At 67.4% G+C, this 18747-nt stretch carries 19 protein-coding genes; 18 read left to right on the forward strand and 1 reads right to left on the reverse strand.

Features of this window, described 5'->3' with window-relative positions; genetic code table 11:
* Complete coding sequence (locus NFC73_RS04860; protein ID WP_254748060.1) at window positions 1-1317, reverse strand: cell division protein PerM; 1317 nt, start codon at window positions 1315-1317, stop codon at window positions 1-3.
* 280 nt (window positions 1318-1597) lie between these two features.
* Here NFC73_RS04860 and NFC73_RS04865 point away from each other — a divergent pair, with 280 nt between their 5' ends.
* The 18 genes from NFC73_RS04865 (at window position 1598) to NFC73_RS04950 (ending at window position 18691) form a co-directional block, all read left to right on the forward strand.
* Window positions 1598-2056: a DUF4383 domain-containing protein gene (locus tag NFC73_RS04865; RefSeq protein WP_372494574.1), complete on the forward strand. Its 459-nt coding sequence runs from the start codon at window positions 1598-1600 to the stop codon at window positions 2054-2056.
* A 252-nt stretch (window positions 2057-2308) separates the two neighbouring features.
* Window positions 2309-3169, forward strand: coding sequence for a hypothetical protein (locus tag NFC73_RS04870; RefSeq protein WP_254748064.1), 861 nt, complete (start codon window positions 2309-2311; stop codon window positions 3167-3169).
* Window positions 3170-3201: 32 nt separating this feature from the next.
* The gene (locus NFC73_RS04875; RefSeq protein ID WP_254748066.1) at window positions 3202-3345 is read left to right on the forward strand and encodes a hypothetical protein; all 144 of its coding nucleotides are present in this window, start codon (window positions 3202-3204) and stop codon (window positions 3343-3345) included.
* A gap of 89 nt (window positions 3346-3434) precedes the next feature.
* The gene (locus NFC73_RS04880; RefSeq protein WP_254748068.1) at window positions 3435-3584 is read left to right on the forward strand and encodes a hypothetical protein; all 150 of its coding nucleotides are present in this window, start codon (window positions 3435-3437) and stop codon (window positions 3582-3584) included.
* A 274-nt stretch (window positions 3585-3858) separates the two neighbouring features.
* Window positions 3859-4464, forward strand: coding sequence for a helix-turn-helix domain-containing protein (locus NFC73_RS04885; RefSeq protein WP_254748070.1), 606 nt, complete (start codon window positions 3859-3861; stop codon window positions 4462-4464).
* 162 nt (window positions 4465-4626) lie between these two features.
* Entirely contained in the window at window positions 4627-5946 is a 1320-nt protein-coding gene (locus tag NFC73_RS04890) for an MFS transporter (protein WP_254748072.1), read from the forward strand.
* An 11-nt stretch (window positions 5947-5957) separates the two neighbouring features.
* Window positions 5958-7370 (forward strand): FAD-dependent oxidoreductase, encoded by a 1413-nt coding sequence (locus NFC73_RS04895; protein ID WP_254748074.1) that lies wholly within the window; start codon window positions 5958-5960, stop codon window positions 7368-7370.
* Window positions 7367-8626 carry a CaiB/BaiF CoA transferase family protein gene (locus NFC73_RS04900; protein WP_254748076.1) on the forward strand — a complete coding sequence of 420 codons (1260 nt, stop codon included), beginning with the start codon at window positions 7367-7369 and terminating at the stop codon, window positions 8624-8626. The genes NFC73_RS04895 and NFC73_RS04900 overlap by 4 nt, the downstream gene beginning before the upstream one ends.
* Before the next feature lie 5 nt (window positions 8627-8631).
* Window positions 8632-9441, forward strand: coding sequence for an enoyl-CoA hydratase-related protein (locus tag NFC73_RS04905; protein ID WP_254748078.1), 810 nt, complete (start codon window positions 8632-8634; stop codon window positions 9439-9441).
* 26 nt (window positions 9442-9467) lie between these two features.
* Window positions 9468-10442 (forward strand): dihydrodipicolinate synthase family protein, encoded by a 975-nt coding sequence (locus NFC73_RS04910; RefSeq protein WP_254748081.1) that lies wholly within the window; start codon window positions 9468-9470, stop codon window positions 10440-10442.
* Window positions 10442-11230 (forward strand): SDR family oxidoreductase, encoded by a 789-nt coding sequence (locus NFC73_RS04915; protein ID WP_254748083.1) that lies wholly within the window; start codon window positions 10442-10444, stop codon window positions 11228-11230. Before NFC73_RS04910 ends, NFC73_RS04915 begins: the two co-directional genes overlap by 1 nt.
* Window positions 11231-11266: 36 nt before the next feature.
* On the forward strand, window positions 11267-12763 hold the full coding sequence (locus NFC73_RS04920) for an aldehyde dehydrogenase family protein (RefSeq protein WP_254748085.1): 1497 nt from the start codon (window positions 11267-11269) through the stop codon (window positions 12761-12763).
* A gap of 6 nt (window positions 12764-12769) precedes the next feature.
* Complete coding sequence (gene fdxA / locus NFC73_RS04925; protein WP_254748087.1) at window positions 12770-13147, forward strand: ferredoxin; 378 nt, start codon at window positions 12770-12772, stop codon at window positions 13145-13147.
* A gap of 118 nt (window positions 13148-13265) precedes the next feature.
* Complete coding sequence (locus NFC73_RS04930) at window positions 13266-14120, forward strand: HNH endonuclease (RefSeq protein WP_254748089.1); 855 nt, start codon at window positions 13266-13268, stop codon at window positions 14118-14120.
* Between the two features lie 205 nt (window positions 14121-14325).
* Window positions 14326-15759 (forward strand): flotillin family protein, encoded by a 1434-nt coding sequence (locus tag NFC73_RS04935; protein WP_254748091.1) that lies wholly within the window; start codon window positions 14326-14328, stop codon window positions 15757-15759.
* The gene (locus NFC73_RS04940; protein WP_254748093.1) at window positions 15752-16000 is read left to right on the forward strand and encodes an NfeD C-terminal domain-containing protein; all 249 of its coding nucleotides are present in this window, start codon (window positions 15752-15754) and stop codon (window positions 15998-16000) included. The genes NFC73_RS04935 and NFC73_RS04940 overlap by 8 nt, the downstream gene beginning before the upstream one ends.
* A gap of 82 nt (window positions 16001-16082) precedes the next feature.
* A complete protein-coding gene (locus NFC73_RS04945; protein ID WP_254748095.1) occupies window positions 16083-17288 on the forward strand; it encodes a glycosyltransferase family 4 protein in 1206 nt (401 codons plus the stop codon).
* Window positions 17285-18691, forward strand: a complete 1407-nt coding sequence (locus NFC73_RS04950) for a UDP-glucose dehydrogenase family protein (RefSeq protein WP_254748097.1) — start codon at window positions 17285-17287, stop codon at window positions 18689-18691. The genes NFC73_RS04945 and NFC73_RS04950 overlap by 4 nt, the downstream gene beginning before the upstream one ends.
* Window positions 18692-18747 lie beyond the last annotated feature (56 nt).

The following is an 18747-nucleotide window of genomic DNA, read 5'->3' on the forward strand; positions in this document are numbered from 1 at the left end:
TCAGCGGGCCAGTTCCGCTTCCTCATCCACGTGCTGCTGGCGTTCCAGCCACGGTCCGGCCGCGTAACCGATCACGACGCCGATGCCCACCTCCGCGGCAATCCAGAGTCCCATCCACAAGGGGTCGGGTCCGATGGCCGTGAGGCGCCCGAGGCCGGCGGAGCCCCGGGCCAGCCAGGCCAGGCCCGCGGCCAGCAACCCGGACACAACGCCCACCAGCGCGCCGAGGGCAATCGTGGACACCGTGGCCGTGAACCAGCGCGCGCCAATCTTGATGGAGAGCCACTCGTCGAAGTGGTTTTCGCCTTCGCGCAGGAACCACCAGCCTGCCAGGATCCCCGCCAGAACGGGCAGCAGCAGCGCCACGAACCCGTAGTCCAGCGGACCCGACGGGATAGCGGCGAAGACCGGGATGGACGGCAGCGGCCCGGTGGCGGTGCCCAGCGGCCCCACCTGCGAGCCCACGCCCAGGGCGAAGCCCGAGCCCGAGACCCAAGCCAGCGCAAAAACCACAAGGTTGGGCAGATACCCAAGCTGCGCGATGGTGAGGGCGGCACCCCCTACCGCGCCGGCGTCGAGCGCTTCATAGACAGCAATCACCAGGTTCCAGTGGATAAAAAGGTCCACGGCCAGGAGCACACCGGCGAGCGCAAACGCCGCCAGAAGGGCCACACAGCCGGCCTTCGCCGCGGAGCCCAGATAAGAGCCGGCCCAGCGGGAATGCTGGCTGGTGCGCGAGATCCAGTCGACGGCGTCGACGCCGATCAGGCGGCTCCAGGACCCTGCCTCGCGGCGGGCGCCGATCACCATGCCGAGGGCAAACGGGATCAGCGGGATCAGCATGGCGGCCCAGATGTTGATGCCGACGTCGGCGGTGCGGCACACAAAGCCGGTGGCAGCGCCGAACGCCGAGTAGACCACCCAGGACCCGAGCAGCGCCTGCCACAGCTGGTCCGCATAGGAGGCCCGGGCCAGGCGCCGCCCGGCACGCCAGGCGAGCAAAAACGGGACCAGGGTCAGGCCGAGGGGCACCAGCGTCAGCAGGCCGGAGCCTGGACTGCCGGCCGCACCAGCCTCGCCGGACACCACGGCGAGCTGCAGCGGCACCCCGTGAATCAGAAGCCAGCCTTGGCCGGCGAGGCGGGCCAGGGCATCAAAGGCGGTGTTGTGGAACCCCGCCGTGGCCCATACAGCCACAATGGGCACCACCGCCAGGAGCGCGGAGATGATGGCAGCCTGCGCCGTTTCGAGGCCTCCCTGCAGCCACAAGGGCATGGGAAGGCCTCGGTCTCCGGTCTGATCAGCGCGCAGTTTCATCGTGTCCCATGGTGTCACGGCCGGGGCCTCGGGCCGGGCTTCGACAGGCTCATTCTCCCCTGCGAGATGCGCCTCACCAGAGGCGAAGAACCGGACGACGACGGCGGGACGGCCGCCGCCGGTGATGGGGCCGTCGTCGGGCGTTAAGACTGTCGGGGCGCCTCATCCGGGTCGCTGATGCAGCTGGGCTGAAGGCCACACCCTGGCCTGATCCGGCGCTTTTTCCACGCGTCCGCCGTAAAATTGGAATGTCCGCAATCAGTGGTTGGAGGCAGAAAAAATGACTACCGCATCCCCGCATGCACACGTTCATTTTGGGCGCGCAGACGTCCAGAATGCGGGCATGGGAGTAGGTATCCTGTTGTTGGTGGTGGGTGTCCTGGGCTTTATCCCCGGCGTCACCACCCAGTACAGCGAATTGATGTTCCTGGGACCTGATTCCCATGCAATGTTCCTTGGGCTGTTCCAGGTGTCCATGCTGCTCAATATTGTGCAGCTGGTCATCGGCGCAACGGGCTGGGCGATGTCCCGGACCGAACATGGCGCACGGAACTTCCTCATCGGAGCAGGCGCGCTGTACATCATCCTCAGCATTTTCGGGCTCAGTGTCGGCGTTGACTCGGCGGCCAACTTCCTGTCGTTCAACATGGCTGACAACTGGACCCACCTGGTGCTGGGCGTAGCGATGGTAGCTGCTGGCTGGCTGTTCTCCAGGAACATGTCCGGCGAGAGGAAATAGCCCGGAAATGACAAGCCGGGATACAGGAGCCGCGAATGAGAAATGATCAATAAGTTCTGAATTTTCGTCCTACCCGCCGGTGCAGTTGCCGCGTTCCGCGAACAGCTGCACCGGCTTCTTTGTGCGCGACGGCGGAGAAAACTAATGCTGGACGGCGGCCGGGGCCGAGCGTACGCTAGTGCCCATCGGCGAGGGGGGAATCGGATGGGGGCGATACTGCGGGCTCGTTGCCGCTCTGCGTCCCGGCCTGTCTTGTTGGCCCTCCTGGCCGCGTTGGCGTGGCTCGTCTGGGGAGCCGGAACAGCCACCGCGTCCAGCCCCTTGCCGGATGCCGGAGACCTCCTGCAGCCCGCTTCCGCGGCACGTGCGAAACCGCTTCCTGTTCCGGTCCCTCCCGCCGTGGTGAGCTCAAGCGGAACTGCACTGGCAACCGCAACGTCCCTGGCGGATTCGGCCGCGGCCGCCGCAAACGCGTTGGCTGCCCCCGCGCTGCCGGCCGTCACCGACACTGTTGATACCGTCACTGGCTTGGTGCCCGGGCTTCCCGATCTGCCGCTGGTACAGGCGCCCCTCCCGCTTCCCCTCCCCGATGTCCTGCCGCTGCCTGAGCAATTGCCGCCGCTCCTGCCCGTGCCCGATCTGCTGCCTGTTCCTGGCATCGCCCCGCTGCCTGGCCTGCCGCCGCGTACGACGCCGGCACCCGGCCTCCTGCCAACAGCGGCACCCAGCCTCCCGGCGTCGAGCGCGGTTGCGGGGGGCAGCAATGCGGGCGTCAGCCCGGCACCGGCCGGCCCTAGCCTGGCGGCCACCAACACCCCGAGGTTCGGCTTCGGCCCGGCCCAGGACCGGTCAGGCTTGGCCTCCCCGCCGGAGGCATCGGCAAGCCCTTCTGGCCCCGAAAACGGGCCGCAAAACCCTGCGCTGCGAATTCCCCCTGCCCTGGCAAATGGCGCCGGGACGGCCAGTTCCGGGTCAGCCGGAGGCTCCGAGGGTGCGGCTGACCTTGGCGGGTCCTGGCCGTCCCTCCCCACAGCCAACAGTGGACCACATCTGTCCGACGCCGTGACGCTGCCGGCCGGTCCTTCCTTCGACCCCGGCTCCTCACCCGACTGAACAGGTCATCTCTGCCCTTTTCGCGGCAGACAATGACCACCCGCGCACCACCGGCGCGCGGACACCACGTTCAGTCAGGAGAAACTGTCATGTCCATCAACACTGCTGTGATCAACCGCGCCCACGTCGTCTCGACAGTGGGCAACTGGCCCGACCCGATGCGCGAGCTCGGCTAGCACCAGGTGCGGGTGGGCGGCTGAGACGGCCGCCCACCCGCCCAAGAACCTCGCTCCTATATAACTTTCACCCTGCTAAAGATGACTCGTTGACCGCTGGCAGGCAGCACCTTGAGCAGAACCGGGCGGTGGTGCCCAGCGCCGTCGAACGCGGTGAACGAGCCGTTCGCGGCGTGAAGAACTCCTCCATAAACACGTTCCGAGCGCAGGGCAGGTCCGTGCCGGACTTCTTCACCTGAACCGCATCCCGCTGACCATGCGCGAACGGAAAGTTGAGGCCCGCCCTCCGGCGCGAACCGGCAGGCAACCCCTGCAGAACTCGGATCTGAGGTCATCTCGTGCCAGTTCGCGCCTGGAAAACAGGTCCACCAAGTGTCCGTTCGCGCCAAAGGCTTTTTGGCACCTCAATCCACACTTCTGTAAATTCTTTCACTTTACTTAGGAAGAACCGTTGACTCGCTAAAAATCTTCACTATAGTTATGTGAGTCAGATCACCCAGTGAAAGATTCGCGATGACCACCGAGAGCGCAACCCAAGCCCCGCCCGCCACCAGCGCCCTGCTGGCGACTGTCGGGAACAAGGTGCGCACCATGCGCAAGGAAAAGGGCCTGACCCTCGCCAAGCTCTCGGAGATCACCGGCCTTAGCCAAGCGATCGTCAGCCAGATAGAACGCGGCATGGCGAACCCGTCCTTCACCACCCTGGCGCAACTGGCCCACGGACTGGATATCCCAGTGGGGAGATTCTTCATCGGCCAGGAGCAAACGAAGTCCCCAGTGGTCCGCAGATCCGCGCGGCGCAGCCTGAAGAACGTCACCCGCGAGTCCGTGGGCGGAGCAGAACATGAACTGCTCACCCCGGACGTAAACGGTGGCATCGAAGCCCAGTGGATCAGTACGCCCCCAGGGCACGACACCAGTTCAACACCTTTTACCCACAGCGGTGAGGAGTTCTGCTACATCATCTCCGGCCGCAAGGACGTCTACCTTGATGGCGTCTGCTACAGCCTGGACGAGGGTGACTCAATCACCTACTCCTCAGAGATCCCCCACTGGTACAAAAACAGCTACGAAGAGGTATGCGTAGCGATCTGGGTCAACGCACCACACGCGTGGTAATCCTGCCGTCCCCAAGCGGCGTCAGCGTTTTCCCATAACTGTCCGGACACGAACCGTGGCCGCCGACACTCCTTGCCACTTTCGCATGGACGCCTGCTTCAACAGGCGTCGATGCGTCATACCCTCCCACGCCTCCGAAGGCGTAAGCGTAAGGACACTTCCATGCTCGATATCCAAACGACGGACAACGCAGTCACGTCAGCTTCCCCCACCCGCAAACACGAAAAGTTCACCCCCGAGGTCCGCAAGGGCCTGCTGGGACTGGGCCTCGGCAACGCCCTGGAATGGTACGACTGGATGGTCTTTGGCCTCCTCTCGGCCTTCATCGGCCCGAACTTCTTCCCCAACACCGATCCGCTCTCGGCCACACTGAACGCCCTGGCCGTTTTCGCCGTCGGCTTCGCCTTCCGCCCCCTCGGCGGCATCCTGCTTGGCACCCTGGCGGACCGGATCGGACGACGTCGGGTAATGCTTATGTCAATCATGCTGATGGCCGGCACCACCCTGGTCATTGCCGTCTGCCCCAGCTACCAGCAGATCGGCGCCTGGGCCGGCATCATCCTCGTGGCCTGCCGCATCCTGCAGGGCATCTCCACCGGCATCGAAGCCCCGCTCTCCACCTCCCATGCCGTGGAACTAGTGCCTGAAGGCCGCGAAGGCTACGTCGCCGGCATCATGTCCTTCTACGTCAACATCGGCATCCTGCTCGCCTCGCTGGTCAGCTTCCTCTCCAGCCTCACCCTCGGCGGCGCTGTTATGGCCGAATGGGGCTGGCGTGTGCCATTCATCATCGGCGCGGCCTTCGGCCTCGTCGTCGTCTACCTCCGCCGCGCCCTCCCGGAGACCCTGCGTCCGGAAGAAATGGCAAGCAACTCCCCCACCGCCGTCTGGACCGGGGTCCGCAAGCACTGGCTCTCCGTCCTGGCGATCATCTTCGTGGTGGGCGCAGCACAGGCCTACAACTACGCCTGGAACGTCGGACTGCCCAGCGCCGCCCGCAGCGGTTTCAAGGAAGACCCGACGTCGGTCTTCGCCATCACCACCGCCCTTGGCGTCGTCATGGTGGTCGGCAGCTGGATCATCGGCAAGCTGGCCGACGGCAGGTCGATGTCCCGCTGGTTCCTGATCACCCGCATCCTGGCCATCCCCTCCGTGTTCCTCATGCTGATGTACGTCCAGCCAGGCATCGGCGGCTTCGCGGCGGTCCTGCTCGGCGGTTCCCTGGTCCTGGTCCTCAACATGACCCTCTACAACGTCGTCAGCACGTCCCTGATGCCCAAGAACTGCCGTGGCACCGGTGTGGCCCTCGGCTACGGGATCGGCGTCGCCCTGTTCGGCGGCACCGCCTCCTACCTGCTGGTCTGGCTCCAGTCCCTGGGCCTGAGCTGGGTCTTCCCGGTCTACGTGGCCGTCCTGTCCATCCTCAGCATCGTCTTGTACCTCGCCGCACGCCGCACCAACGGTCTCTTCGTCGGAAACTAAGGATCCCTGCCATGAACTCGCTCCACACAGCCGACTCCGTCGCGCCCGAAAACACGTCCTTCAACTCGCTGGAACTGTCAACAACGACGGCGGACCTCACCGCCCCGGTCATCTCCCGATCCAACGTCCTCGTGGTGGGCGGTGGCCCCGCAGGTGTGGCGGCCGCCGTCACCGCGGCCCGCTCCGGCGCCACAGTCACCCTGCTGGAACGTTACTCATCCCTCGGCGGCCTCGCCTCCGGCGGCATGGTCCTGGTGTTGGATGACATGATCAACGGCCAGGAAATCACGGTGACCGGCATCGTGTCCGAATACGTCGAGCGCCTGCAGAAGCTGGGACTCGCCGTCGTACCGCCGGCCGATGACCGCAAGACCTCCGAGGAACTCTGGAACAAGTGGGGCCGCTACGGCACCTTCGACTTCCACTCCCACACCAACCCCAAGCCCATCTGCTACGCCGCGGCCTTCGACCCGGACGGCTGGAAGCGCGTCTCCAACGACCTGGTCCGCGAGGCAGGCGTGGACCTCCGCCTGCACTCCTGGTTCTCCCGCCCCATCGTGGACAATGGCGTGATCAAGGGCGTCATCTGCGAAACCAAGCTGGGCCCGCAGGCCTTCATGGCGGACATCGTCATCGACACCACCGGCGACATCGATGTCGCCTCCCGGGCCGGCGCCAGCTACGCCAAGGACAACTACCTCACCACGCTGGTCTTCCGTCTGGGCAACGTGAACACGGACGCCGCGGAAGCCTTCGAGCAGGCCAACCCGAAGGAAGCCCGCGCCATCAACCGGAAGATCAAGCGCCTCCTCGGCGGCGCCTGGGAACTGTGGTGGCTCAAGACCCCCATCGACGGCGTGGTCTGGTGCAACGCCCCGCACATGACCGGCTTCGACGGCACGGACCCGGCGGACATGACCGCCGCCGAGTTCGCCGCCCGGGATCGGATCTCCGAGGCAGTGGACTACGTCCGCGCCAACCTCCCCGGCTTCGAAAACTGCTACATGCTGGACGTCGCCTCCCAGATGGGCGTCCGCCAGACCCGCCTGCTGCAGGGCGAGTACGTCATGACCAAGGACGACGTCACCCAGCGCCGGCACTTCGCGGACACCGTGGCCCGCGGCCGCGACTACTACTACCCGTACCGTTCGCTGCTGCCCAAGGAAGTGGACCAGCTCCTGGTGGCCGGCCGCCACTACTCCGCCACCCCGGAGGCGCAGAAGATGTCCCGCGAGATCCCGCCCTGCATGGCGATGGGCCAGGCCGTCGGCGTCGCAGCTGCCCTCGCCGTCGAGAACAACCTCCTGGTCCGCGACGTGTCCGTGCTGGACATCCAGCAGGGCATGCGCCGGCACGGCGCCGACCCGGGCGACGTCCCGTCGTCGAACGCCACTGTTGACGCCGATGCGGCGGTGCCGGCATGAGCACCGTGACCCTGGAAACGACAGGGTTGGAACGCTCGACGGCGGCGCCCGCCGCCGCAGCGGAACCCACCACCACGCCGCTGCCGCTGGACGGCATCAAGATCGTGGACTTCACCCAGGTGTTTATGGGCCCGTCCTGCACGCAGCTGCTGGGTGACTACGGCGCGGACATCATCAAGGTGGAACGCCCGGGCGCCGGGGACATCTCGCGCAACTCGTTCCCGGATAAGGACGGCCAGGATAACCCGATCTTCCTGTCCATCAACCGCAACAAGCGCAGCGTGTCCATCGATACGCGCACTGAGGAAGGGCGGAACGTGCTGCACGCCATCTTGGCGGACGCGGACGTGGTGGTCAGCAATTTCCGCTCCGGCGTGATGGAGCGGATGGGCTTCGGCTACGAGGAACTCAAGGCCGAGAACCCCGGCATCATCTGGGCCTCCGGCACCGGCTTCGGCCCCGTCGGCCCGTACTCGCACAAGGGCGGCCAGGACGCCATCGCCCAGGCCTACTCCGGTGTGATGTGGCGGCGGGAATCGGACGACCAGAAGCCGTCCATCTACCCCACCACGCTGTGCGACTACATCACCGGCATGCACCTCATGCAGGGCATCCTGCTGGCACTGCGCACCCGGGAAACCTCCGGCGTCGGCCAGAAGGTGGAGGTGACCATGTACGACTCGATGCTGCACCTGCAGATGCAGGAGGCCTGCATGCAGCTCAACCGCGGCTACGAGATCAACTGGGGCGCCATGCCCCTGAGCGGCGTGTTCGAAACCACCGACGGCGCCGTGTGCATGGTAGGCGGTTTCACCCCGGACCCGCTGGCCCGCATCTCCCAAGCACTTGGCCTGGACGAGGACCTCACGCTCCGGCCCGAGTTCGCCGACCTGGAGCAGCAGTTTGCGCACAAGCCGGCGCTGCAGGCCATCTTCCGCGAGCGCCTCGCCACCAACAGCACCGAGTACTGGACCGGCAGGCTGGAGGACCAGGGACTGCTGAACGCCCCGGTCCACACGCTGGAGCAGGCCCTGGGCGATGCCCAGACCGAGGCCAACGGCATGATCGTGGAGGTTGAACACCCCGGAGTGGGCACCGTCCGCATGCTCAACGCGCCCATCCGGCTCTCCGCCACCCCGCCCACGGTCCGGCGCGCGGCGCCGCGGCTCGGCGAGCACAACGTGGAGGTCCTGCTGGAGAACGGCTTCGACGCCGAGACCATCGAGCGCCTGCAGCAGCTGGGGGTCCTGCGGTGACCGCGGTGTCAGAAGCGACGGCAACAACAGCCGTTGACGAGGTCACGCTGGACATCAGCAACCACGTTGCCATAGTGGTGATCGACCGGCAGCACGTACTCAACGCTGTCGATGGCACCGCCCAGGCCCGGCTCAACGAGATCTGGGACCAGCTGGAGGCCGATCCGGACGTGCGCGCCGTGGTGATCACCGGCGCCGGGACCCGCGCGTTCTGCGTCGGGGCGGACATGTCCGCCTCCGCCGTGGACGAGACCGGCCTGGAGTACTGGGCCGGCCTGGACCCGAACGGCTTCGGCGGCCTGAGCCTGCGCACGTCGCTCGATGTGCCGGTGATTGCCCGGGTCAACGGCTACGCACTCGGCGGCGGCATGGAGATCGTACTCGGTGCGGACATCGTGGTGGCGTCGGACAATGCCAGGTTCGGGCTCACGGAACCGCGGGTGGGGCGTTTGGCGCTCGACGGCGGCATCCACCAGCTGGTGCGCCGGATCCCGTACACCCAGGCGATGGGCATGCTGCTGACCGGCCGGAAGGCTGACGCCGCGGAAATGCAGTCCATGGGCCTGGTCAACGAGGTGGTCCCGGCAGAAGAGCTCGACGCCGCGGTGCAGCGCTGGGTCGACCAGATCCTCGCCTGCGCCCCCACCTCGGTCCGGGCCGTGAAGCAGATGGTCACGCAGACCGGGCACCTTACCGCCAAGGAGGCCCGCGGGCTCCGGCTGCCGGCCCTGATGGCCGCGCTGGATAGCGGGGACTCGGCCGAAGGCGTCCGCGCCTTCCAGGAAAAGCGGCCGCCGGTCTGGCCCGGCCGCTGATGCCCTACAACCTCGAGGAGGATTCAATGACTGAATCACTGAACAACGGAAACGGGAAGGACACGCGTGAGTCCCTGGCTCCAGGCGTGTGGGGCGTTGTTGCCACGCCGTTCCAGGGCAGCACCCTGGACGTGGATCTGGACAGCCTGTCCGAATTGGTGGAGCACTACGAAGCCATCGGCGCCACGGGGCTGACCGTCCTGGGCGTGTTCGGCGAAGCCGCAGCCCTCACCGCGGTAGAACGCCGGCAGGTTCTGGAGATCGCCGTTGAATGCGCCAACCTCCCCCTGGTGGTAGGGGTAACCGCCCTCGCCACCCGACCCGCCATCGAGGAAATCCGCGCAGCCCAATCCGTGGCCGGCGAGCGCCTTGCGGCCGTGATGGTGCAGGCCAACTCCGCCAGGCCCGAAGTGGTGATCGCACACCTGGACGCCATCCACCGGGCCACCGGCGCGAAGGTGGTGCTGCAGGACTATCCGCTGGCCAGCGGCGTCAGCATCAGCACCCAGGCCCTCATTTCCGTCGTGAAGTGGTGCAGTTTCGTGGTCGCGGTGAAGGCCGAAGCGCCGCCCACCAGCGTGGCCATCGCGGAACTGACGGCCGCGCTGGTTGGCAGGGTGTCCGTTTTCGGCGGGCTGGGCGGGCAGGGCCTGCTGGACGAGCTGATGGCCGGCGCAGCGGGCGCCATGACCGGTTTCTCCTATCCCGAAGCGTTGATTGCCTGTGTCCGGGCGTGGCAGCGCGACGGATACGAAGCCGCGCGGGACCAGCTGCTGCCGTACCTGCCGCTGATCAACTTCGAGCAGCAGGCCAAAATCGCACTGGCCGTCCGCAAGGAATGCCTGCGGAAGCGCGGACTCATCAAGGATTCGGGCGTCCGGGCTCCGGCCGCGGAGTTCCCGGAGAAGCTGCGCCACAGCATGCTCACGCACCTGCGGGAAGCTGCTGCTGCGCTTGAGTCAGCTGCCACCCACGAACACACCTCTGTAGGGAGTTACTGATGGACCTCGGAATCGCCGGAAAAACCGCCCTCGTGGCCGCCTCAACCGGGGGCCTGGGCCTCGCCGTTGCCCGCGCGTTGTCCGCCGAAGGCGTCCGCGTGGCCGTCACCGGCCGCCGCCGCGACCGCGCCAAGGAAATCGCCGCGGACCTGCACACGGCGTATGGCACGGGAGCCATCGCCATCGAAGCGGACCTGACCACGCCGGAAGGCATCGAGTCCGCCGTCGAACAGACCGTAGCGGACCTCGGTCCCATCGACATCCTGGTGCTCAACGGTCCCGGCCCCAAGCCCGGCGCCGCGGCGACGCTCAGCTCCGAGGACATCGCCGCCGCCTTCGAGCTTCTGGTCAAACCGCACCACGCCCTCATCTCGCACGTCCTTCCGGGCATGCGGGAACGGCGCTGGGGCCGCATCCTCGCCGTCGGGTCCAGCGGAGTGGTGGCCCCGCTGCCCAACCTGGCCGTGTCCAACACCGGCCGGGCCGCGCTGGCCGGCTACCTCAAGACCCTCGCCGCCGAAGTGGCCCTCGACGCAGTTACAGTCAACATGCTCCTGCCCGGCCGCATCGCCACGGACCGCGTGGCCGAACTGGACCAGGCCGCCGCCAAGCGCCGGGGCACCGCCGTTGAGGACATCCAGCTCGAGTCACGCAAAACCATCCCTGCCCGCCGCTATGGCGAGCCGGAGGAGTTCGGCGCCGCCGCCGCGTTCCTTTGCAGCGCCCCGGCGTCGTACATCACCGGCGTCGCGCTCCGCTGCGACGGCGGCCTGATCCGCAGCCAGTAGCTCCTCCGACCTCCCCACGATTCCCAAAGGAACACCATGACCTCCACTGCCACCGACGTCACCACCTCCACTTCCACCGGCCGCGAACTCATCACCGTCCGACACCTCATCAACGGCGAATGGCTGGGCGAGGCGGACATCGAGCGAATGAACCCGGCCCGCCCGGGCGAAGTCGCTGCCCTCTCCCCCAGCGGCACCGCCGCGGACGTGGACGCCGCCATCACGGCCGCCGCGGCAGCACAGCCGGGATGGGCAGCACTGCCCGCACCGTCGCGCGGCGCCATCCTCATCACCGCCGGCAACCTGCTGATCGAACGCCAGGCCGCCATCGCCGAGGACCTGGTCCGCGAGGAAGGCAAAACCCTCGCCGAGGCCAAAGGCGAGGTCAAACGCGCCTCGGACGTGCTGCGCTTCTTCGGCTCGCTCGGCTGGGCCGCCACCGGAGAAGTGCTGCCCAGCGGCCTGCCGGACACCACCATCACCACCCGGCGCGAGGCGCTCGGCGTCGTCGGACTCATCACTCCTTGGAACTTCCCCATCGCCATCCCGGCCTGGAAGTCCGCCCCCGCCCTGATCAGCGGCAACGCCGTGGTGATCAAGCCGGCCGAGCTCACCCCGCTCTCGGCCACCCACCTGGCCCGGGCGCTGCAGGACGCCGGACTCCCGCCCGGTGTGTTCAACGTGGTGCACGGCAAGGGCCGCGTGGTGGGCGACGCCCTGGCCCGCGACCCCCGCATCGCCGGACTGTCCTTCACCGGTTCCACCAACGTGGGGCTCGGCCTGCAGGAAATCCTCAACGCCCGCCGCGCCCGGGTCCAGCTGGAAATGGGCGGCAAGAACGGCGTCCTGGTCCTCGACGACGCCGATCCCCGCAAGGCCGCCCAGGTGGTCGCCGCCGGTGCCTTCGGCCTCACGGGCCAGGCGTGCACCGCCACCTCCCGCGTGTATGTCACCCCCGGAGTCCGCGCGGAATTCCTCGAGGCACTCACGGCGGAAGCCGCCGCCTACACCGCCGGGGACGGCCTCGACACTGACGGTCCGGACGCTGTCCGTATGGGCGCTGTGGTGAGCAGGCAGCAGTTCGAGCAGGACCAGGCGGCCGTGCGCACCGCCGTCGAACGCGGTGCCACCCTCCTGCACGGAACGTACGACGGCGACCCCGACGGCGCTCTGCTCTTCCCGGCCGCGGTACTCACCGACCTTCCCTTCGACGACGCCGCCGTGACCGAGGAGATCTTCGGCCCGGTGGTGACGGTCCTGGAGGTAGCCGACTACGAGGCCGGGCTCGCCGCCATCAACGACTCCCGCTACGGCCTCACCGCCGGCATCTGCACAGACTCCCTGGCACTCGCCACCGACTTCGCCGCCCGGGCGCAGGCCGGCGTGATCAAGGTCAACCGCCCGACAGCGGGACTGGACCTGAACGTGCCGTTCGGCGGGGTAAAAGACTCCTCCACCAACACGTTCCGCGAGCAGGGCAGGTCCGCGCTGGACTTCTTCACCTGGGGCAAAACCGTCTACACCGGTGTGTAGCGCGCCGTGACATACGTGATCGCGCAACCGTGCGTGGATGTGAAGGACAAGGCGTGCATCGAGGAATGCCCGGTGGACTGCATCTACGAAGGCGAACGCTCGCTCTACATCCACCCGTCCGAGTGCGTGGACTGCGGGGCATGCGATCCGGTGTGCCCCGTGGAGGCCATCTACTACTCGGACGACGTCCCGGATGAATGGGCCGACTACGTCCGGGCCAACGTGGAGTTCTTCGAGGACCTGGGCTCGCCGCAGGGCGCGTCCGAACTCGGGAACCTCGGCCGTGACCACCCGGTGGTGGCGGCCGAGCCAGTGCCCGAGCCCGCCACCAATCAGCGCGAACAGACACTTAAGCTCCACCCGCCGGCGCGAACTTGCAGCTAATACCCTCAAAACTCGGCTTTGAGGGTAATAGCTGCCGGTTCGCGCTTTGAAATCAGGGCCCCAGGTGTCCGTTCGCGCCAAAGGCGGCACGGGCCATGGGGCCTGCAACAATGGCCCCATGAGCGACATCATCCTGGGCTGGGACCCGGCCGGCTGGAACCGCTGGAACTACGCGGCTGTTACTGAACAGGTTGCCGTGACCGGCCTGCATCTTGAGCCCTGGAGCGTGGGCCGCAGCGTTGCCCCCGGCACTGGCGTGTGGCTGCTCCTGCTGGGGGCGCACGGTCCCGGCCTGATCGGCCATGGAGTTGTCCTCTCGGAGCAGCCGGGGCACCCGGGTCAAGCGGCCTCGTCAGGCCAGCCTGAGTTCACCGTTCAGGTGGCGTTCGATGCGCTCCTGCCGCTGGGCGACCACGTGCCTGCGGCGGTCCTCGACGCAGCGGTGCCCGGCGTCGTGTGGGCCAGCGCCGAAACCGGGGGCATGGCGCTGGAGTCCGGCGACGAAGCCGCGGTCCGGGCGCTCTGGGCCACTCACGGGCCGGCGCAAGGACCTGACCCCACCCAACCTGTGCCCGGCACGTACCCCGATGCCGCCGTCGTGCGCGTCACCGCCAACCGGTACGAGCGTGACCCCGAGGCCCGGCGGGCGTGCATCGCGCACCGCGGCAACAGCTGCGCGGCCTGCGGGTTCTCCTTCGAACTGGCGTACGGCGAGCTCGGCAAGGACTTCATCGACGTCCACCATGTGGTGCCGGCGGCCCAACTCGGCGCCGGCTACCAGCTGGATCCGCTCACGGATCTGGTTCCGCTCTGCGCCAATTGCCATGCCATGGCCCACTACGGGGTGACAACGCCGCGCACGCACGCCGAGCTGCGGCAAATCATGGCCACCGCCGGATACCTCCGCGGAACCACCGTTGCCCCTGAGGAGATTGAGGCCCAGCGCGTTGCCCGAGAGATCCTCGGCAATTAGGAGCCTGGCCGGTCGAGATCCAGCCTGTTGAAACCCCCACGCAACAGCCCGCGCTCTGGACTCTTGGGCGGGCGCCAACCAGACTGTCTACAACAGCTGGCCAGCAGGCCGGAATTGGCGACACGCAATACCGGCAAGGCCTGAGCAGCTGCCATTTATTGGGGCTTTCCTGGGAGGCCTGTTCCGCACGCGAAAGGACCTCGTCATGCCGGATCTGTCAGCATTCTTCCCACTTCTTGCCGCGATTATCGGGGCAATACTGGTGGTCGGCTTTGTCTGGGGGGCCATCAAACTGATGTGGAAAGTGGCGGAGCCCAATGAAGCCTTGATCATCTCCGGCCTGACGCGCGGAACCCTGGAAACCCGGGCCGGAATGGACTTCAAGATTGTCACCGGAAAGGGCGCCCTGGTATTTCCGGGCCTGCAGACCGTCCGCATGCTTTCCCTGACGCTGAATGAAACGGAGCTCAAAGTTTCCTGCGTTACTTCGCAGGGCATCCAGGTGATTGTTGAGGGCGTGGTGATTTACAAAATCGGCGACGCCCCGCCGTTTATCGCAAATGCAGCCAGGCGTTTCCTGGGCCAGCAGCCCAAAATGGAAAGCCAGGTCTACAACGTCTTTGAAGGCCACCTGCGGTCCATCATCGGAAGCATGACCGTGGAAGAGATCATCCGCGAACGGGACAAGCTGGGGTCCCAGGTCCGCAGCGCCAGCGGGGTGGAAATGGAGAAGCTCGGGCTGGTGGTGGATTCACTGCAGATCAAGGATCTGCAGGACCCCACGGGGTACATCCAGAACATCGCCAAGCCCCACATCGCCCAAGTGAAGATGGAGGCCCGGATCGCGGAGGCCACGCGGAACCGTGAGGCGGCCGAGAAAGAGGCGGAGGCGGCTGCCATGATCGCGGACGCGCAGAGCGTGTCGGCCATCCGGCAGTCGGTGGCGCAGGCGAACGCCGAGCGGGCCAAGGCGGAGGCCGCCCAGGCGGGACCGCTGGCGGATGCGACGGCCCGGCAGCACGTCGTCGTCCAGGAAACGGAAGTGGCCAAGCTTGAGGCGGACCGGGAGGAGCAGAAGCTCCAGACCACCATCCGGAAGCCCGCCGACGCCAAGGCGTACGCCAAGCGCACAGACGCGGAGGGCCAGAAGGCGGCCGACATCAGCGCCGCCGAGGCGCTGGCCCGCCGCACGGAACTTGAAGCCCAGGCCAACGCCCGCCGGACGGAACTTACTGCCCAGGCGAACGCCACTGCCGCGGCGGCCGCGGCCGGAGCCACGAAGGTCACCGGCGAGGCCGAAGCCGCTGCCACCAGGGCCCGCGGTGACGCCGCGGCCTCGGCCATCAAGGCCAAGGCGCTGGCCGAGGCAGACGGCATCAAGGCGCGGGCCGAAGCACTCGGGACCAACCAGGACGCCGTCATTGCGCAGCAGCTGGCCGAAAACATGCCGGCCATCATCGCCGCAGCGGCCGAGCCTTTCTCCCACGTGGGCCAGATGACCGTGCTGAACGGCGGCGAGGGCGTGAACAAGATGCTGGGCGGCATCCTGGCCCAGGTGGGCGACTACCTTCCTGCCTTGTCCTCGGCACTGAAGAGCAGCCGGGAAGGCAAGCGCCCCGCGAAAGCCCCCGATGCATAAGAACGTTGACCGGAGCCTGACCGGCAAGATCGGCCGCGTGACCGGGCGCGTTGGCCCCGGAACCCTCGGCGAGGTCATGCTGCCCTACCTGGGCGGCACCAACGCGTTCTATGCCCACCCCTTCGACAAAACAAGCACCTTCGCGGTGGGCGACGAGGTGCTGGTCATCTATTTCGAGCCGCCGCAAACGGTCTATGTGGACGAACTCCCGGACGTGCTGCGGCACGGCCACGACGGCTGAGCGCCGATCTGTTAACCCAACCTTTCCCTATCCTCAACCCGACTGACCCCGCCCCGACAGGCGCCGCGCCCACCGTGGAGGAGTGAGGATCGCAATTGTTGCCGAGTCATTCCTGCCGCTGATGAACGGAGTGACCCACTCCATCCTGAGGGTGCTTGAACACCTGGAGGACCAGGGCCACGACGTCCTGGTCATCGCCCCTTCCACCTATGCGGTCTCCGAGTTCGTGGGACCAACCGAGGTGGTTCACGGCGCGACGGTGCACCGGGTCCCCGCAGTTCCGCTGGCCGGCTACACCAACGTGCGAGTGGCGATGGGCGGTGTGTACCGGGTCAAGCGAATCCTTGCCGACTACGCACCCGACGTTGTCCACCTCGCATCGCCGTTTATCCTCGGGTGGCGGGCAGTGCAGGCCGCGCATCAGTTGGGGATCCCCACCATAGCCATCTACCAGACCGAGGTTCCCAGCTACGCCGCCCGCTATGGTGTGCCGTTCCTGGAGAACTGGGCGTGGAACCGGGTGGAGAATATCCACCTGCTGGCCACCCGGACCCTGGTGCCGTCCACCTTCGCGCTGAACCAGTTGCGCGGCCGCGGCATTCCGCGGGTGGGCATGTGGCGGCGCGGTGTGGATACGGCGCGGTTCTCGTCGGAAAAGCGCGACGCCGGGTGGCGGGCAACGGTTGCCCCCGGCGGTGAGCGGATCATCGGCTACGTCGGCCGGCTGGCCATCGAAAAACAGGTGGAGGACCTCGCCGCGCTCGCCAACGTCCCGAACACCAAGCTGGTGATTGTGGGCGACGGACCCCAAAAGTCCGCCCTGCAGGAAGCCCTGCCGGACGCCGTGTTCACCGGGTTCCTCGGCGGTGAGGAGCTGGCGAAGGCGGTGGCGTCCTTCGACCTTTTTGTCCATCCCGGCGAGTTCGAGACCTTCTGCCAGACCATCCAGGAGGCCATGGCATCGGGGGTGCCGGTGGTGGCCACGGGCCGCGGCGGGCCCCTGGACCTGGTGGAAAACTCCCGCACCGGCTGGCTGTACCAGCCCGGCGACCTGGCCGGCTTCCGGGCCCGGGTGATGGACCTCATGGGCGACGACGCCAAGCGCCGCGCGTTCGCCACGACAGCGCACGCCTCGGTCCAGGCGCGGACGTGGCCGGTGCTCAGCGCCGAGCTGGTGCGTCAGTACGAATCAGTAGTCGCCGGAGAACCGTTGGCTGAAACCGTCGAAACCAAGAGCCGCCGCCCGGTGGTTGAGCCTGCCCAAACCAAAACTGGAGCGTCCCTGTGAAAATTTCGGTGATCGGCTGCGGCTACCTCGGCGCCGTGCACGCCGCCACGCTCGCGTCCATGGGCCACACCGTGGTGGGCATCGACGTGGACGCCACCAAAGTGGACCAGCTGGGCCGCGGCCAGGCCCCCTTCTTCGAACCCGGCCTGGACGAACTGCTCCGCGACGGACGCAGCACCGGCCGCCTCACGTTCTCCACCGACGTCGCCGCTGCCGCCGGCGCCCAGGTCCACTTCCTCTGCGTCGGGACGCCGCAGTCCAAGACGTCCGACGGCGCCGACCTCAGCTTCCTCGTGTCCGCCACCGAGACGCTGCTCCCGCACCTGGCGAGGGGCGCCGTCGTCGTCGGGAAATCAACGGTGCCCGTGGGCACGGTGGACATGCTCCAGGACGTCCTCGCGGGGCGGCCGGACGTGCAGCTGGGCTGGAACCCCGAGTTCCTGCGGCAGGGCACGGCAGTGAAGGACTCGCTGGTGCCGGACCGACTGGTCTACGGTGTGGCGGGCGGACGGGCCGTGGCCTTCAACCCCAAGACCGGGGCGCCGCGTGCCGTGACGGCCGCGCTGGACGCCGTGTATGAGCCGCTGCTGAACGCCGGCATTCCGCGCCTGGTGTGCAACTTCGCCACGGCGGAACTGATCAAGTCGGCCGCCAACGCGTACCTGGCCACCAAGGTCAGCTTCATCAACGCCATCTCCGAACTGTGCGACGCGTCCGGCGCGGACGTGGCCGAACTCAGCGAGGCCATGGGCATGGACCCGAGGATCGGGAACCGCTACATGCATGCCGGGCTGGGCTTCGGCGGCGGGTGCCTGCCCAAGGACATCCGCAGCCTCCGCAGCCAGGCCGCTGCTCTGGGCGTGGACCCGGTGAACGACTGGATGGGCGTGGTGGATGCCATCAACGTCCGCCAGCGGACCCGGACGGTGTCCCTGGCCGCGGAACTGTGCGGCGGCAGTGTTTCCGGACGCGCCATCACCATCCTCGGGGCCTCCTTCAAGCCCGAAACCGATGACATCCGCGACTCCCCCGCCCTGGACGTCGCGGCCCGGCTGGCAGCTGCCGGCGCGCACGTGACGGTGACGGATCCGAAGGCCGTGAACCACGCATGGCTGCGGTATCCGCAGCTGCGGTTCGAAGCCTCCGCCACGCGGGCGTTGGAGGGCGCGGAGCTGGTGCTGTTGCTCACTGAGTGGGACGAGTACCTGCGCCTGTGCCCCGCCGCTGCGGGTGCTTTCGTGCGGCGTCGGGTGATCTTGGACGCCAGGAACGTCCTCGACACTGCTGCCTGGCAGGCGGAGGGCTGGGTGGTCCGCGGGCTGGGCACCAACGCCGCGGCGGACGGCGGTCACGTTGGCGGCGCCGCCGTTTCGGGCGCCGCCGTGACGGAAATGCGTAAGTAATAGCCCCATTCCTGCGCCTCCGGCCGGGAAAGCGCCGCATCCGGGGCCTCCATGTC

The organism is Pseudarthrobacter humi (assembly GCF_024294965.1).
Taxonomy (GTDB): Bacteria; Actinomycetota; Actinomycetes; order Actinomycetales; family Micrococcaceae; genus Arthrobacter; species Arthrobacter humi.